Annotated in this window: 16 protein-coding genes; 4 read left to right on the forward strand and 12 right to left on the reverse strand. The window is 69.5% G+C overall.

Features of this window, described 5'->3' with window-relative positions; all coding sequences use genetic code 11:
- Positions 1–135: 135 nt before the first annotated feature.
- The 4 genes from tatC to MIC98_RS00995 form a co-directional block, all read right to left on the reverse strand.
- Entirely contained in the window at positions 136–882 is a 747-nt protein-coding gene (gene tatC, locus MIC98_RS00980; RefSeq protein ID WP_057641085.1) for a twin-arginine translocase subunit TatC, read from the reverse strand.
- Positions 879–1307 carry a Sec-independent protein translocase protein TatB gene (gene tatB, locus MIC98_RS00985; RefSeq protein ID WP_345772142.1) on the reverse strand — a complete coding sequence of 143 codons (429 nt, stop codon included), beginning with the start codon at positions 1305–1307 and terminating at the stop codon, positions 879–881. The genes tatC and tatB overlap by 4 nt, the downstream gene beginning before the upstream one ends.
- 15 nt (positions 1308–1322) lie before the next feature.
- Positions 1323–1550 carry a Sec-independent protein translocase subunit TatA gene (gene tatA / locus MIC98_RS00990; protein WP_057641086.1) on the reverse strand — a complete coding sequence of 76 codons (228 nt, stop codon included), beginning with the start codon at positions 1548–1550 and terminating at the stop codon, positions 1323–1325.
- Between the two features lie 73 nt (positions 1551–1623).
- Positions 1624–2520, reverse strand: coding sequence for a lipid-binding SYLF domain-containing protein (locus MIC98_RS00995; RefSeq protein ID WP_057641087.1), 897 nt, complete (start codon positions 2518–2520; stop codon positions 1624–1626).
- Between the two features lie 166 nt (positions 2521–2686).
- On the opposite strand from MIC98_RS00995, the gene hemH reads away from it, so the two are divergent.
- Both hemH and MIC98_RS01005 read left to right on the forward strand, forming a co-directional pair.
- Entirely contained in the window at positions 2687–3643 is a 957-nt protein-coding gene (gene hemH / locus MIC98_RS01000; protein WP_239734981.1) for a ferrochelatase, read from the forward strand.
- On the forward strand, positions 3640–4497 hold the full coding sequence (locus tag MIC98_RS01005; RefSeq protein WP_239734982.1) for an alpha/beta hydrolase: 858 nt from the start codon (positions 3640–3642) through the stop codon (positions 4495–4497). The genes hemH and MIC98_RS01005 overlap by 4 nt, the downstream gene beginning before the upstream one ends.
- Positions 4498–4556: 59 nt before the next feature.
- Here the strand turns inward: MIC98_RS01005 and MIC98_RS01010 are convergent, their stop codons facing one another.
- From MIC98_RS01010 to ttcA, 3 genes are all read right to left on the reverse strand, one after another.
- Positions 4557–5339: a SprT family zinc-dependent metalloprotease gene (locus tag MIC98_RS01010; RefSeq protein ID WP_239734983.1), complete on the reverse strand. Its 783-nt coding sequence runs from the start codon at positions 5337–5339 to the stop codon at positions 4557–4559.
- Between the two features lie 114 nt (positions 5340–5453).
- Positions 5454–6362 (reverse strand): recombination-associated protein RdgC, encoded by a 909-nt coding sequence (locus tag MIC98_RS01015; protein ID WP_239734984.1) that lies wholly within the window; start codon positions 6360–6362, stop codon positions 5454–5456.
- A 213-nt stretch (positions 6363–6575) separates the two neighbouring features.
- Positions 6576–7499, reverse strand: coding sequence for a tRNA 2-thiocytidine(32) synthetase TtcA (gene ttcA / locus MIC98_RS01020; RefSeq protein ID WP_239734985.1), 924 nt, complete (start codon positions 7497–7499; stop codon positions 6576–6578).
- A gap of 60 nt (positions 7500–7559) precedes the next feature.
- On the opposite strand from ttcA, the gene MIC98_RS01025 reads away from it, so the two are divergent.
- Positions 7560–7763: a YdcH family protein gene (locus MIC98_RS01025; RefSeq protein ID WP_239734986.1), complete on the forward strand. Its 204-nt coding sequence runs from the start codon at positions 7560–7562 to the stop codon at positions 7761–7763.
- Between the two features lie 132 nt (positions 7764–7895).
- Here the strand turns inward: MIC98_RS01025 and MIC98_RS01030 are convergent, their stop codons facing one another.
- The 5 genes from MIC98_RS01030 to MIC98_RS01050 all read right to left on the reverse strand — a co-directional run bounded on the left by MIC98_RS01030 (position 7896) and on the right by MIC98_RS01050 (position 14248).
- Positions 7896–8753, reverse strand: coding sequence for a BRO family protein (locus MIC98_RS01030; protein WP_239734987.1), 858 nt, complete (start codon positions 8751–8753; stop codon positions 7896–7898).
- Positions 8754–8817: 64 nt separating this feature from the next.
- Complete coding sequence (gene plsB / locus MIC98_RS01035; RefSeq protein WP_239734988.1) at positions 8818–11424, reverse strand: glycerol-3-phosphate 1-O-acyltransferase PlsB; 2607 nt, start codon at positions 11422–11424, stop codon at positions 8818–8820.
- Positions 11425–11432: 8 nt separating this feature from the next.
- Positions 11433–12374 (reverse strand): hypothetical protein, encoded by a 942-nt coding sequence (locus MIC98_RS01040; RefSeq protein WP_239734989.1) that lies wholly within the window; start codon positions 12372–12374, stop codon positions 11433–11435.
- A 252-nt stretch (positions 12375–12626) separates the two neighbouring features.
- Positions 12627–13346, reverse strand: a complete 720-nt coding sequence (gene pyrF / locus MIC98_RS01045) for an orotidine-5'-phosphate decarboxylase (protein ID WP_239734990.1) — start codon at positions 13344–13346, stop codon at positions 12627–12629.
- Positions 13343–14248: a 5'-nucleotidase, lipoprotein e(P4) family gene (locus tag MIC98_RS01050; RefSeq protein WP_239734991.1), complete on the reverse strand. Its 906-nt coding sequence runs from the start codon at positions 14246–14248 to the stop codon at positions 13343–13345. Before MIC98_RS01050 ends, pyrF begins: the two co-directional genes overlap by 4 nt.
- A gap of 115 nt (positions 14249–14363) precedes the next feature.
- Between MIC98_RS01050 and MIC98_RS01055 the strand changes: the two genes are divergently transcribed.
- Complete coding sequence (locus MIC98_RS01055; RefSeq protein ID WP_057640222.1) at positions 14364–15017, forward strand: DUF480 domain-containing protein; 654 nt, start codon at positions 14364–14366, stop codon at positions 15015–15017.
- Positions 15018–15123: the final 106 nt, after the last annotated feature.

A 15123-nucleotide genomic window follows, 5' to 3' on the forward strand; every position in this document is an offset into this window, starting at 1 on the left:
CCCGCAGTGGGTGCCGGCCAACGGTCGGCGCCCACCAATCACGACTCCGGAACCGCCGGCTCACCAGCCGTAGGTGCCGGGCTTGCCCGGCACGGGGCTTCACCGGGAAAGCCCCATGCGGGGCGAGCCCCGCATCTACGGTTCCGACGCGGGTTGCTTGCGCGGCACCAGCCAGCGCGCGGCCTGGATGCCCAGTTCATAGAGGAAGCACATCGGGATCGCCAGCATCAGCTGCGACACCACGTCCGGCGGGGTCAGCACCGCGGCCACCACGAAGATGCCGACGATGGCGTAGCCGCGGCCTTCGCGCAGCTGCTGCGGCGACACCCAGCCCAGCAGCACCAGGATCACCATCGCCACCGGCAACTCGAAGCTGGCGCCGAAGGCGAAGAAGATCGCCAGCACGAAATCCAGGTAGGCGCCGGCGTCCGGGGTGATGGCGATGACGTCCGGGCGGAACGTGGTCAGGAAGTGGAACACCGCCGGCAGCACCAGGAAGTAGGCGAACGCGCAGCCGACGTAGAACAGCGTCACCGCCGAGGCCAGCAGCGGCAGCGCCAGCCGCTTCTCGCGCGCGTACAGGCCGGGCGCGACGAACGCCCACGCCTGGTACAGCAGCCACGGCACCGCGATGAACAGTGCGGTGAAGAAGGTCAGCTTGAGCGGGGCGAAGAACGCGCCGGCCGGGTTGGTGGCGATCATCGACTGCCCGTCGGGCAACTGCGAGATCAACGGTGTGGCCAGGTGGCTGTAGAGCGCGCGCGAGAACGGCAGCAGCGCCAGCAGCACCATGCCCAACCCCAGCAGGCCGCGCATCAGCCGCGCGCGCAGTTCGATCAGGTGTTCGATCAGCGGGCTCTCACCCGGGCCGGCATCGCTCACGGCGTCCGCTCCCCTGCGGTGGACGGGGCGGCCGGTGCCTGCGCTTCCGCCTGCGGTGCCGCGGCCGCGGCTTCATCGGGAACGCCGGCCGCCGCCTCGCCTGCCGGCGCCGCTTCGCCGCCGGGCCCTTCGATCGCTTCGACATCGTGGCGCAGCGCCTCGGCCTGCTGCTGCACCTGCCGGATACCGTCGCGCATTTCCTGCTCGGTCTGCCGCATCGACTGGCGCACGGCATCCAGGTTGCGCTTGAGCTCTTCGGCATGCAGCTCGCGCTCCAGCTCCTGTTTCACCGAATCCCACTGGTTGCGGGCGCGGCGTACCCACAGCCCGGCGAAGCGCGCCGCCTTGGGCAGGCGCTCCGGGCCCAGTACCACCAATGCCACCACCGCGATCAGCAGCAGCTCGCCGAAACCGATGTCAAACACGCCCGAACCCCGGGGTCAGCGCGCTTCGCGGTCGTGCTCGGCCTGCGTGTCGCGGCTCTTGTCGGCGCCGCGCGACTCGTCGCCCAGCTGCGCGGCGGGCTTGTCGTCCTCGCGCATGCCCTTCTTGAACTCCTTGACCGCATTGCCCAGATCCTTGGCACCGCTCGTCAGCCGCTTGGTGCCGAACACCAGCACGACGATGACCAGCACGATCAACCAGTGCCAGATGCTGAAACTGCCCATGATCCGCTCGCGTTATCCAGTAGGAGGCCGGTGAGCATAACCCACCCCGCCTCGATGAATGCCCTGCCGGAGGTCAGTTGCCGTCGTCCAGCGACTCGGTGCGGATCTCGCCCTCGGACACCGGCTGGAAGCCCTGCTGCGGCGCGTTTTCGGCCGGGGTCGCCTGCAGCGGCTGGGTGACCGCGTCGTTGCCGGCCTGCGGCTGCGGCTCGCCGGACACGGTGACCGGCTGCGCGCGCGGCGCCGACGCGGCGACCGTGCCGCCCTGGGTGCCGCGCTTCTCGCGCGCGGCGTAGGTGGATTCCTCCAGGCGGTCGCGGAAGGCGACCACGTCGGCCGACGGCGCCGTGGTCAGCCGGCCCTCCAGGATCATCCGCGGGGTGATGCCCTGGCCGTAGGCGTCGAGGTTGGCGGCATCGTCGATCGACAGCACCGCGCCGTCCAGCGCCACCCCGGCGAACAGGCCGCGGGCGCGCGACCATGACCAGATCTCGGCCTTGAGCTGGCCGTCGGTGGCGGCCGCGGCGCTGCGCCCGACCGGGCCGGCGGCCACGCCGGCGTCGGCGCCGAGGGTGAACTTGCCGTTGACGATGTTGTCCAGGCTGCGGTCGTTGCGGAACACCAGGATCACGTCGGAGGACTGCACGCCGGCCTGGAAGCCGATGCTGCCGCCGGTGAGCTTGACGAACACCGGGTTGGACCAGCTGCCGTCGCTGCCCTTGACCGACATCAGGCCGTGGCCGCGGCGGCCGCCCACCACCAGCCCGGCCTTGATGGTGTCGGGGATGACCAGGATCGCGCGGCCCTCGTCGAGCAGCTTGTCGGGGATGGCCTGCTCGGGGATCTCCTGGATCTCGCCGAGCACGCGCACGGCGTTGCGGGCGCGCTGGTCTTCCTGCGGCCCGGCCACGGCGCTGGCGGACAACAGGCTGGCGGACAACAGCAACACGAGGCACGGCAGGCGGCGCATGGCAGGCTCCAGAAGTCGGTGCACGGAAAGATAAAGCAAGTGCCGGAAATTAGTAGCGCGGCGATGAATCGCCAGTGAGCGGGCCCGGCCGGCGATTGCCGCGACGAATCGTCGCGATCGCCACCGCGGCATCGCCGCCGTCGCCCGCACCTGCGAGAATGCGCGCATGTCCGACGCACCCACCACCGCGCTGCTCGCGGTCAACCTAGGCACGCCCGAGACACCCACCGCGCCGGCGGTGCGTCGTTACCTCGCCGAATTCCTCGGCGACCCGCGCGTGGTTTCGATCCCGCCGCTGCTGTGGAAGCCGCTGCTGCACGGGCTGATCCTGCCGCTGCGCGGCGGTCGCTCGGCGCACAAGTACGCGCAGGTGTGGCTGCCGGAAGGTTCGCCGCTGGCGGTATACACCCGGCGCCTGGCCGAGGCGATGCAGCGCGAGCTGCCGCATTGGCGGGTGCGCGATGCGATGCGCTACGGCCAGCCGGCGCTGCGGCCGGCCTTGGACGCGCTGGCCGGCGAAGGCATCGGACGCATCGTGGTGCTGCCGCTGTACCCGCAGTATTCGACCACCACCACCGCCTCGGTCGAGGACGTGGTGCGGGACTGGCAGGCCCGCCACCCGCAGGTGGAAGTGCGCACGGTCCATGACTATGCCGACGACCCGCGCTGGGTGGCGGCGGTGGCCGATTCGATCCGCGGTTACTGGCAGCGCAACGGTCGCGGCGACCGGCTGCTGTTCTCCTTCCACGGCATCCCGCAGCGGCTGGCCGATGCCGGCGACCCCTACCCGCAGCGCTGCGAGGCCAGCGCGCGCGCGATCGCCGCCGCGCTGGAACTGGGCGAGGGCGACTGGCAGTTGGCTTATCAGTCGCGCTTCGGCCGCGAGCGCTGGCTGCAGCCCTACGCCGAGCCGACGCTGTGGGCGCTGGCCGAGGGCGGCGCGAAGACCCTCGACGTGGCCTGCCCCGGCTTCGCCACCGACTGCCTGGAAACGCTGGAGGAAGTGGCGCTGGGCTTCACCGCCAGCGTGGCCCGGCACGGCGCGACGATGCGCTACATCCCCTGCCTGAACGATGCCCCCGAGCACGCCCGCGCCCTGGCCGCGCTGGCACGGGACGCATGACCACCGCGTTCGCGCTGGACCTCGGCGGGCTGCCCGTGGCCGGGCTGCGCGCCGGCACGCCCGGCGGGCTGCCGGTACTGGCCCTGCATGGCTGGCTGGACAACGCGGCCAGCTTCCTGCCGCTGGCCGGCCACCTGCCGGAGCTGGACTGGGCGCTGCTCGACCTGCCGGGCCACGGCCTGAGCGGGCATCTGCCCGCCGATGCCGCCTACACCATGCCGCAGGCGATCGCGCAGACGCTGGCGATCATGGACGCGCTGGGCTGGGCGCGTTGCGTGCTGCTCGGCCATTCGATGGGCGCGGCCATCGCCAGCCTGACCGCTGCGGTGGCGCCGCAGCGGGTGCGGGCGCTGGTCTGCATCGAGGCGCTCGGCGGGCTGGCCGCCCCGGCCGACGAAACCGTCACCCGGCTGCGCGCGCATCTGGCCGCGCTGGCGGCGCTGGGCGACAAGCAACTGCGCGTGTTCGCCGACCTCGCCGCACCGGTGCGCGCGCGGATGCAGGCCAACCAGTTGTCCGAAAGCTCGGCGCGGTTGTTGGTGGAACGCGGCGTGCGCCCGGTCGCGGGCGGCTGGAGCTGGTGCAGCGATCCGCGGCTGATGCTGCCGACCGCGGTGCGCATGACCGAGCCGCAGGTGCGCGACGTGGTCGCCGCCATCGAGTGTCCGGCGCAGGTGATCTACGCCACGCCGGCGCAGGCGTATTTCCCCGAACCGGAGCGCAGCCAGCGCGCCGCCCTGCTGCGCCGCGGCCGCCTGCACACCCTGCCCGGCCACCACCACCTGCACATGGACCAGCCCGCGGCGGTGGCGACGCTTGTCCGCGAGTTCCTGTCATCGGGAGACGTCGCGTAGGTGCCGGGCTTGCCCGGCACGGCTTCATCGGGAAGGCCCCTGCGGGGCAAGCCCCGCAGCTACGGCAGCAGTTGCCGCAGGGTCGCCTTGAGCCGGCGCCCTTCCGCGCGCAGGTAGTCGCGCTCGGCGCGCCACTGCGGGAAACGCGCTTCCACCTCGGCCCAGAACGCCGGCGAGTGGTTGGCCTGCAGCAGGTGGCACAGCTCGTGGACCAGCACGTACTCGAACGCCGAAAAGCGGGCCAGTGCCAGTGCCAGGTCCAGCGCCAACGAGCCATCCGGCGCCAGCGAGCCCCACTGCGAAGACATCACCTTCAGCCGCAACCGCGCCGGCGCGCGCGGCAACCCCGGCAGGTAGCCGGGCAGCCAGCGGCCGACGTCGGCGCGCATCCGTGCTTCGAGGAATTCGCGCAGGGCGCGCCGGAACGCCGCCTCGCCGGCCCTTGCCGGCAACTGGACGACGATGCCGTCGGCATCGGCCTCGACGTGGGCGAAGCGCCCTTCCTGCCAGCGCAGCGGCAGCAGTTCGCCGCGCAGCGGCAGCAGGCCCGGTTCACGCAGTGCCAGCGACGGCGCCAGGTGGTCGCCCTGCAACCGCGCCAGCTGCTGCTGCAGCCATTGCCGGTGTTCCAGCAGGAAGCGTTCGCCTGATACCAGGCTCGCCCGCAGCGGCATCGTCAGCCGCGCGCCGCGCTCGTCCACGCTGAGCTTGAGCCGGCGCGCGCGCGGGTCGCGCACGCGCAGCACCTCGATCTCGGCGTCGTCCAGCCGCAACCGCACCGTGTCACGCTGGATCGACGGCGCGGCGGGGGCGGGTAGCAGGCGGCGGAACAGGGAGGTCATGCAACCAGCATACGACGGCGCAGGAGACCTTGTAGGAGCGCACCTTGGTGCGCGATGAAGCTTTCCCGGTGAAGTCCCATCGCGCACCAAGGTGCGCTCCTACGAGCAGCTGGCTCAGTTGTCGGCCTTGCTCAGCTTGAACGCCTGCTCCAGCAGCAGGAACAGCCGGCGGATCTCTCCGCTCTGCAGCGCGAAGCGCGCGTCCAGCTCGGCGCGGCGGCCTTCCTCGTCGATGTGTTCGAGCTGGTCCAGCGCGCCGTCGAGGAACTTGAGCTTGCGCACGATCAGGTCGTCGCCGAGCACGAACGAGAGGTTGTCCTCGAACACCAGCGCCAGCTTGGTGACCTGCTTGCCGGCATCGAGGTGCTTGTCGATCTCGTCGCAGCGCAGTTCCTGATGCTGGCACTTGACCACCGCGCCGCCCTCGGCCGGGTCCTTCATCTCGCACTCTTCGCCCAGGCTCAAGCCCTCGGGCAGCGGCTCGCCGGCGATCCATGCGGTCAGGATCGAGCGCGGCGCGACCTCGGCGTTCAGCGGCATCGCCGGGAAGCTGCCGAGCAGCCCGCGGATGTCGCTCATCACGTTCTCGCCGGTCTTGCGGCTGGAGCTGTCCACGGCGACGTAGCCGTGCTGCAGGTCGAGGAAGGCGTCGGTGCGCGAGCTCTTGACGAAGGCGCGCGGCAGCAGTTCGTGCAGCAGGTCGTCCTTCATCCGCTTGCGCTCGCGACCACCGGGCTTGCGCCCTTCCTTCTCCTCGATCTCTTCGAGCTTGCGCGCCAGCAGGTCGTTGACCACCGCGCCGGGCAGGATCTTGTCCTCGCCGCCGACGGTGAGCCACAGCGCATCGCCGATGCGGTGCGAGAACTGCTGTTTCTCCTCGCGGCCGAACGGCGAGATGAAGCCGCGCGAGGTCATCTCCAGCGGGCCGACCGGCTTGAGCACCACGTGCGGCAGCAGGGTATCGACCTCGGAAAAATCAACGGAGGTGGGGAAGCGGAAAAGCGTGAGGTTTTTGAAGAACATGCGATGACCGGAAAGGAGAAAGGATGTGGGCTTTCCCTTCTCCCTCCGGGAGAAGGTGCCCGAAGGGCGGATGAGGGGCGAGCGGAGTCAGTGAGGTCTGAACCATCGTGACTCCATTGCCCCTCACCCCAACCCCCGCTTCGCGCCCCGGCCCTTGCGCTGGCGCAAGGGCGTTCGAGGGGCAACGAACCGGTGGTTCGTAAACTGCCCCTCTCACCCCGCAGGGAGAGGGGCTTCAGAAACCTGGGTATCACTGCCAGCCAACCATGCACGTGCATCCGGCAGCGGCGCATCATCACGGCGACCCAGCGCCATGAAGTCGAACAGGTTGGGATCGGCCAACTGCGAAGGACGAATATCGCCCAGCGCGCGCGAGATCTGCTCGATGCGGCCGGGGTGGTCCTTCTCCCACTGCCGCATCATCAGCCCCACCTGCTTGCGCTGCAGGTTCTCCTGGCTGCCGCACAGGTTGCAGGGAATGATCGGGAAGCGGCGCGCAGTGGCGTACTCGATGATGTCGCTCTCGCGCACGTAGGCCAGCGGGCGGATAACCACGTGCCTGCCGTCGTCGCTGCGCAACTTCGGCGGCATGCCGGAGAGCTTGGCATGGTGGAACAGGTTCATGAAGAACGTGGCCACCATGTCGTCGCGGTGGTGGCCCAGCGCGATCCTGGTGAAGCCGTTCTCCTCGGCATAGCTGTACAGCGCGCCGCGGCGCATGCGCGAGCACAGCGAACACATGGTCCTGCCCTCCGGGATCACCCGGCTGACCACCGAATAGGTGTCCTGCTCGATGATGTGGAACGGCACACCGAGGTCGCGCAGGTACGCCGGCAGCACGTGTTCGGGAAAGCCGGGCTGCTTCTGGTCCAGGTTCACCGCCACCAGCTCGAACGGCACCGGCGCCTTCTTCTGCAGCTGCAGCAGGATGTCGAGCAGGGTGTAGCTGTCCTTGCCGCCGGACAGGCACACCATCACCTTGTCGCCGGCCTCGATCATGCCGAAATCGGCGATGGCCTGGCCGACCTGGCGGCGCAGGCGCTTGGTCAGCTTGTGCTGCTCGCGCTCGGCCGCGCGCGGGTCGCGGGCGCTGCGGACGGGGTCGGGAAGGGGGATGACGGCATTCATCGGACGCATTCTAACCGGCGCGGCCACCTCCTCTCGCACCCGAGCCGGCAGCGTGTATGCTCGACGCCCGTGGAAACCCCAACGCCCGCCGAAACCAGCCAACGCATCGCCGAACTGCGAACCGAACACCGCAGCCTCGACGAACGCATCGCGCAGCTCGCCACCAACCCGGACGACGAGCTGGAAGCCAAGCGGCTGAAGAAACGCAAGCTGCAACTGAAGGACTGCATCGCCCGGCTGGAAAGCATGCTGATCCCGGACGAGCCGGCCTGAGCTCAACCAAAATTTGCAGCATGAGCATGAGCTACTGCCAGCAAACGGCCATGCCTGCCCGGAAAGGGGGGGGGGCAAATTGCCCCCCCCCTTTGACTCAAGCAACTGATTTCATTGACTATTGCCTTCCGTTTACTTCGGCCTGCCTTTACCCACCACGGGCGGTGCCGCCTTCTGGATCTGCTGGATGCTCTTTTCCGGCCTGGGCAAGTCTTCCGGTAGGGTGCCGCCCAGTTCCTGGATGGTTCGGCGAATGGTTTCGCCCACGCCCTGATGGGTGCGGTTTGCGACAGCCTTGCCCTGCACGTTGTCCCGCCTGAGCTTTTCTTCTGCCTGTGTGGCACGGAACAGGTTGGCCGCCAGTTCGGTGCTGCCCATGTGATCGAGAATCTTCTGGCTCTTCTTCAGGCCCTTGCGAGCATGTATGTCCTTCGCTCCCAAGCCACCATACAAGCCCCGGTAGCCATAATCCTGGAAGACCGCGTAATCCAGCGGTGTCGCGACACCCGCCTGTTTGGCTGCGGCAGCCAAATCCTTGTTGTGCTCCGCCACCTGTCCGCGCAGCAACAGGCGGCGCTGATCTTCGCTCAGGGCACCGAAATCCGTGGCCCGGGCCTCTTCGACACGCTCGTTGCCCACCTTGGCCAGCCACAATTTGAATGGCTCGGCCTTGGGCGAAGGAATCGACTGGATGATGCGCAGGACGCCTTCCAGCGTGGCGCAGTTCAACAGCTGCCGGCCGCCAGCGGTGGTGACGGGCAATGGCGCGACCAGCACCGCCCAGCTTGCGGAAAGCTCCTCGTCACGGCGACGCAGATCGCGCAGGTAGCCATCCGGGCTGGGTGATTCGGTCAGGGCGGCCACGACATCGACCACCACGAACCACCAGCGGCCCTGATGCCAGGTACGACGGACTACCGGACCTTCCAGAGTAGGTAGCCCTTCCGCTGCCGTCGCCGCTGTCTTCGCTTTCGTCTCTTTCTCGTTCATGGCGCCTTCCACTTCCTGTGCTTTGCCATTCGGGTGTGTTCAAGCTTACGGGATGGCCCCACGGCTACGCCGCAGGCTCCTCCGCCTTCACCGCCTCCGGGCTCACCCGCTCGATGGTGTGGCGCAGCTCGCGGCCGAGGATGAACTTGGCGTCCTTGGCCCAGGCGTCCAGGCGTTCGTCGAACAGCAGCTTGCTGTTCTCGTCCGGCCACACCAGCCGCAGTTCGCGCATCTTCTGGATGAAGCTGCGGAACAGGGTCTTGTCGAAGAACTCCGGCGCGGCCGGGGCGTAGAGCAGGCTCAGGCGCTGCGCGGCCTGCTGGCACAGGCTTTCCAGCTCGCCGGCGCCGAGCGTACCGGGGCCGTTCTTCACCAGCACCGAGATGGCGATGTAGTAGCGCTCGAACGCCTGTTGCAGCGAGTGGCCGATGGCGCGCAGGCGGAACACCTCGTCGGTCTGCCCGGTGTTGCGCGCGAGCATGCCGCCGTCGTCCTCGTTCACCTGCTGCAGCAGGCCCTCGCGCACGAACACGTCGATGGTCTGCTCGATGCGCGCGGCGAACTGGTCCTCGCTCCACGGCAGGAACAGCTCGGCCTGCAGGAACGGGTACAAGCCGCGGCCCAGCCGCAAAAGGCCGGCGCGGCTCATGCGGCGGTTGTTCTGGAAGCAGCAGGCCACCCACGACGAGGCGGTGAACAGGTGCAGCACGTTGTTGCGGAAGTAGCTCAGCAGCACCGCGGTGTCGCCGCTGACGCTGAGCACATCGCCCAGCGGGTGCTTGATGCGGGTGAGGACGTTGATTTCCTCGGCGTGGGCGATGATGCGCTCGGGGGTGTGCGGGGTGACGGTGACCCGGTCCGAGTACGGCATCTCCACCAGCAGCGCCTTGCACAGCTCGATCTGCGCGATCAGGTCGGCCTCGCCCATCGCGTGCTTGGGCGTGGACAGCAGGGCCAGCGCCAGCAGGTTGATCGGGTTGACGTCGGCGGCGGCATTGACGTGCACGTTGATGTTCTGCGCCAGCGTATCGACCGTCTTCATCAGCCACGCCGGCTTCTCGTCCTCGGGCACCGGCTGGCCATCCCACTCGGGGGCATGCTCGGCCAGCACGTCGTTGAGCGCGATCGGCTCGCCGAAGTTCACCACCACCTGGCCGTAGTTCTGCTTGAGCACCTTGGGGATGCCCCACAGCAGCGACCAGATCGATTCCTTCTCCTTCGGCCGTCCTGACAGTTCGTCCAGATAGCTGTTGCCTTCCATCAGCTTCTCGTAGCCGATGTAGATGGGCTGGAACAGCACCGGCTTGCGCGGCTGGCGCAGGTAGGCGCGCAGGGTCATCGAGATCACCCCGCCCTTGGGCTGCAGCAGGCGGCCGGTGCGCGAGCGCCCGCCCTCGACGAAGTATTCGATCGAGTAGCCGCCGGAAACCAGCTGCGCCATGTATTCGGAGAACACCGCCGAATACAGCGGGTTGCCGCGGAAGCTGCGCCGCGCGAAGAACGCGCCGCCCTTGCGCAGCAGGGTGCCGACCACCGGCAGGTTGAGGTTGATGCCGGCGAAGATATGCGGCGGCACGATGCCGCGGTCGTACAGCAGGTAGCTCAGCAGCAGGTAGTCCATGTGGCTGCGGTGGCTGGGCACGTAGACGATCTCGTGCCCGGGCGCGGCTTCCTTGAACTTGTCCAGGTGGTGCACCAGCACGCCGGCGTAGATGCGGTTCCAGACATGGCTGAGCATGAAGCTGGCCGAGCGCACCACCGGAGTGGAGTAGTCGGCGGCGATTTCCCAGGCGTAGCCCTGCGCCTTCTTCCACGCCTCGGTGGTCTTGCTGTTGTCGCGCTTGGCCTGCGCGGCGATGGCCTCGCGCACCGAGTCGGCCTCCAGCACCTTGTCCACCAGCAGGCGGCGGGTGGACAGGTCCGGGCCGATGATCGATTCGCGGATGCGGCGGAAGTGGGTGCGCAGCACGCGCTGCAGCTTGCGCACGGTGCGCTCGGGCTCCAGCCCCTCGTCCACGGTTTCGCGCAGGGACACCGGCGCGGCGAAGCGCACGATGCTGTCGCGGCCGTTGAGCAGCACCGCCAGCAGGCGGCGGAAGCGGCCCACCAGCGCCCAGTTCTCCGAGAACAGTACCGCGAACCAGCCGCTCTGCTTGTCCGGGGCGCGGCCGACGAAGATCGACACCGGCACCAGCTGCACGTCCAGCGCGGGGTTGTCGCGGTGCGCCTGCAGCAGCTTGGCCAGCGAGTCCGAATGGGTGCGGGCGCCGCGCTGCTCGGGGATCAGCGCATTGCTGCTGGAACGCCGCGACAGCGCCACGTAGGCGCGCTTGCGCCCGGTCAGGTTGCCCGGCAACGGCACCAGCGGCGACGGCAGGCCGGCGTCGCGGCAGGCCTTGTCCAGGATCAGCGCGTTGGACAGGCCGTAGTCCTCCAGCACGTAGACCACCGGCTGCGCCGGGTCGTGCTGCGGTTGTTCCGGTTCGATCTTCAGGCCCAGCCACGGTTCGATCAGGCGGCCGAGCAGGCGCGCCCACCACGGGCGGCGGCCGGGACGGGCCTGCACCGGGCGCGCGCCCGGCACGATCGCGGCCGGTGCGGCGGCAGGCGTACCGGCCTCGTCGTGCGGGAGGAGTTCGCCCTGTTCGGGCCGGGAATTCTGTTTCGACATTCGCGACATTATGGCTTAGCCGCCCCGGTGGCGCTGTCCGCCGGTTCGGCCGTGGCCTCGATGGTGGCGGCCTGCGCGGCGCGGGCGGCGGCCAGTGCCGCCTCCGCCTCGGCCAGGGTCCGCGCCAGGTACCAGCGGCCTTCGCGCCGCTGTACCTGCACCTGCAAATCCAGTTCCTCGCCGGCCAGCGGGTACTGCACACGCACCGTGGCTTCGTCGCCGCGTTCCTCGACCAGGCCGGTGCGCAGCTGCGCCAGGCTGTCATCCAGCACCAGCCCGTAGCTGGCCAGCACCTGCTTGGCGGCACGGGCGAACGGCCCCAGCCGTTGCAGGCTGGCGGTCATCCCGGCCTGGCGGAAGGCGTCCTCGCTGTCCAGGCCGGTGGCGCGGGCGGCACCGGTCAGGGTGGCGATGGTGGATTCGGCCAGCTTCGGGTCGGACAGCGGCGCCGCCTGCGCCCATGCGCTCAAGGCGGTGACCAGCTGCGCGTAGTGGGCGCGCTCGGCATCGCTGTAGTCGCCTTGATAGGTGATGTACTGCACGCCGAACAGGCCCAGCGAGTGCGCGGCTTGGCGCACGGCGGCGGCCTGCCCGGCGATCTGCGCCTTGAACGCGCGCTGCAGGCGGGTTTCTGCGTCCTTTTCCGACAATATCGCCAGCAGCACCGGCAGCTTGTCGTCCAGCGGCAGTTCGGTCAGCGGCCAGCGGCTGTGGCCCTGGGCCCAGGCCGTTTCCAGCTCGGCGTACTGCGCCGGCGGTACCGCCGCGCGGGCGTAGCCGGCCAGGTCGTCGTCCTGCAGGTACTGGACCATCTGCCGCACCGCGGTGGCCGGGCGGCTGGCGGCGCCGGGCAGCTCCTCGGTGCCGTGGCGGCAGGAGGCGGCCAGCAGCGCCGCGGCGGCCAGTGCGAGGTACAGGCAACAGGTTCGCGTTCGGGAACGGCGTGGCATGGCGTGGTGTCCTCCCCAGGAGCCGGGGCATCTTGCGACCTGCCGGGTGACAGCGGCAAGCGCGGGGCGGCATCCCCCGGTGGCCGGTCACATAAAAAAGAGGCCGCACCGTTGCCGGTGGCGGACCTCCTCAAGCCGGCGCAAGGCCGGTGGACAGGTTGGCACATCGCCGGCAGGACCGGACGAGGTGCAAGCCTACGCGCCCGATTCAGTTAAAGCAATACTTCATTAATCTCGCTTCAAGTTATTGATTTAACTTGATGCAGCGGCGATTTCCTGCTGCATCGCCAGCGCCGCCGCACGCGGGTCCGGGGCCAGCCGGATCGGGCGGCCGACGACGATGGCGTCGGCGCCGTCGGCAAATGCCTGCGCCACGCCCACGGTGCGCTGCTGGTCGTCGCCGGCCGGACCGCCGGGGCGGATGCCGGGGCAGACGATGGAGAAAGTGGCGCCGGTGGCGGCGCGGATCGGCGCGGCCTCCTGCCCGGAGGCGATCACCCCGTCGATGCCGGCGCGCTGCGCGGCCAGCGCGCGTTCGACCACCACGTCCACCGGTTCGCGGTCGATGCCCATCTGCGCCAGGTCGGGGCGGCCCATCGAGGTCAGCACGGTCACCGCCAGCAGGCGCATGTCCGAGCCGTTGGCGGCCGCGGCCGCTTCCATCATCGCCGGGTGCCAGCCGTGGATGGTGCAGTAGCTCACCGGCCACTGCGACAAACGGCGGACAACACCGGCGATCGTGGCGGGAATGTCGAAGAACTTGAGATCGACGAACACGCGATTGTCGCGTTTGGCGAGTTCCTCGAGCACCTCGAAGTATTCGCCCGAGGCCAGCAGCTCCATGCCGATCTTGTAGAACGACACCGCATCGCCGAGCCGTTCCACCCATTGCAGCGCCTCGGCACGGCCGGGCACGTCGAGGGCGAAGATCAAACGCTCGTCGGGGCGCAGCGGCAGCGGGCCGCGGTTCATCGCGCCGGCTCCAGCGCGGCGTGCTTGGCAGCGCGGCGTTGCGCGGCGGACAGGCCGTGGCGGTTGCCGACCGCCGCCGACTCGTAGCCGCCGTAGGTCGGGTTGGGCAGCATGAACCAGCGCTCGCCGAGCCAGCCCGGGTGGCCGGCGAGCAGGGCGTCGCGGTCGGCGTTGTCGTTGCTGCGCGGCTGGCCGAAATCGGTGATCTGGTCGCCCACCTGCATCAGCACGCGGTACTGGCTGGCGACCTTGATGCGGCGGCAGCCCTTGTCGTCGGCCGGCCGGGTGCAACCGGGCACGTCCACGCCCATGCCGAGATAGACGCCGTCATCGGCCACCGGGAAGCCGGCCGCGCGCAGGTTGTCCAGCGTGTCGGCCTTCATCTGCTCGGTGCGGTTGGAGATATAGATGAGGGTGACGCCGCGGGCGTTGGCCGCACGGGCGAATTCCAGCGCGCCGGGCACCGGGCGGGCACGCTTCTCGGCCACCCATTCGGCCCAGCTTTCCTCCTTGTACGACTTGCCATCGAGTACCAGCCGCGCCTGGTAGGGGGAGTTGTCGAGCATGGTTTCATCGACATCGACGACCACCGCCGGCCTCAGGCCGGGCTGCTGCAGCTCGGCGCCTTCGCCGGGCAGCAACGCGGTCCATTGCGGGTCGGCCAGGGCGCGGTCGAGCGTGGCCGCGGCCATGCGCCAGGTCTGCGTGGTCAGGGCGCGGTACTCCTGCGCCCGCTGCACCCACAGCACGGCGTTGAGGTTGTCGTCGGCGGGAACGGCCTCGCTGGTGGCCACCGCGGCCGGGACGTCCGGCCCGCCCCGGGTCAGCTGCGTGGGAGCGGTGCACGCGGCCAGCGACAGCATGGCGGCGGCGAGCAGGGAGAAGGTCGGGAGTCGGGACATGCGGCGCACCGGGCAGGACGAAAACCCGCGCAGTTTACCGGCTCACCCGCCTGCCCGCCCCACCGCGGCCGGCTCGGCTATGCTTGCGCCCCCTCGCGCGACGCAGGTGCACACGATGACCGATTCCCCCGCCATTCCCGTCCTCGACGCCGCGCAGGCACGCGCGCTGGGCTGCCTGATCGAGAAGGAAGCCACCACCCCGGACGCCTACCCGCTGACCGTCAACGCCACCCAGGTGGCCGCCAACCAGAAGACCGCGCGCGACCCGCTGATGAACCTGGACGCCGGCAAGGTGCAGCACGCATTGCGCCAACTGGAGGCGATGGGGCTGGCACGCCAGCATTTCTCCTCGCGCGCCGAGCGCTACGAACACCTGGCCGGCAACAAGCTCGACCTGCCGCGCCAGCAGGTGGCGCTGCTCGGCCTGTTGCTGCTGCGCGGGCCGCAGACCGCCGGCGAACTGGCCGCGCGCAGCGAGCGCATGGCGAAGTTCGCCGACGCCGAGGACCTGCGCCACCAGCTCGACCGGCTGGCCCAGCGCGAACTGGTGGTGCAGCTGCCGCGCGCCACTGGCCAACGCGAGGACCGTTACATGCACCTTTTGTGTGGTCCTGTGGATGTGGAAGCGCTGGCGGCGCAGTATCGCGCCCCGGCGGCTGGCGGGGCGGCCGGCAACAACGCATTGGAAGAACGCGTGCAGCAGCTGGAAGCCACGGTATCCGCGTTGCAGGAGCAGTTGGCGCAGGTACAGGCGCGACTGGACGGCTGAGCAGCGTTGGCGCTTCTAGGAGCGACGTCAGTCGCGACCGGGACGTTACCGTGAAAGCCCCGGTCGCGACTGACGTCGCTCCTACATCACCCCTGCACAGCAAGGT

It is taken from the genome of Stenotrophomonas sp. NLF4-10, from assembly GCF_022359915.1.
GTDB lineage: Bacteria > Pseudomonadota > Gammaproteobacteria > Xanthomonadales > Xanthomonadaceae > Stenotrophomonas > Stenotrophomonas daejeonensis.

Coding starts and splice junctions, on each gene's coding strand:
- MIC98_RS01005 (WP_239734982.1), top strand. CDS start 3,640: ATGACCACCGCGTTCGCGCTGGACCTCGGCGGGCTGCCCGTGGCCGGG.
- pyrF (WP_239734990.1), bottom strand. CDS start 13,346: ATGAACCGCGGCCCGCTGCCGCTGCGCCCCGACGAGCGTTTGATCTTC.
- MIC98_RS00995 (WP_057641087.1), bottom strand. CDS start 2,520: ATGCGCCGCCTGCCGTGCCTCGTGTTGCTGTTGTCCGCCAGCCTGTTG.
- MIC98_RS01030 (WP_239734987.1), bottom strand. CDS start 8,753: ATGAACGAGAAAGAGACGAAAGCGAAGACAGCGGCGACGGCAGCGGAA.
- MIC98_RS01040 (WP_239734989.1), bottom strand. CDS start 12,374: ATGCCACGCCGTTCCCGAACGCGAACCTGTTGCCTGTACCTCGCACTG.
- MIC98_RS01055 (WP_057640222.1), top strand. CDS start 14,364: ATGACCGATTCCCCCGCCATTCCCGTCCTCGACGCCGCGCAGGCACGC.
- ttcA (WP_239734985.1), bottom strand. CDS start 7,499: ATGCGTCCGATGAATGCCGTCATCCCCCTTCCCGACCCCGTCCGCAGC.
- plsB (WP_239734988.1), bottom strand. CDS start 11,424: ATGTCGAAACAGAATTCCCGGCCCGAACAGGGCGAACTCCTCCCGCAC.
- hemH (WP_239734981.1), top strand. CDS start 2,687: ATGTCCGACGCACCCACCACCGCGCTGCTCGCGGTCAACCTAGGCACG.
- MIC98_RS01010 (WP_239734983.1), bottom strand. CDS start 5,339: ATGACCTCCCTGTTCCGCCGCCTGCTACCCGCCCCCGCCGCGCCGTCG.
- MIC98_RS01050 (WP_239734991.1), bottom strand. CDS start 14,248: ATGTCCCGACTCCCGACCTTCTCCCTGCTCGCCGCCGCCATGCTGTCG.
- tatA (WP_057641086.1), bottom strand. CDS start 1,550: ATGGGCAGTTTCAGCATCTGGCACTGGTTGATCGTGCTGGTCATCGTC.
- MIC98_RS01015 (WP_239734984.1), bottom strand. CDS start 6,362: ATGTTCTTCAAAAACCTCACGCTTTTCCGCTTCCCCACCTCCGTTGAT.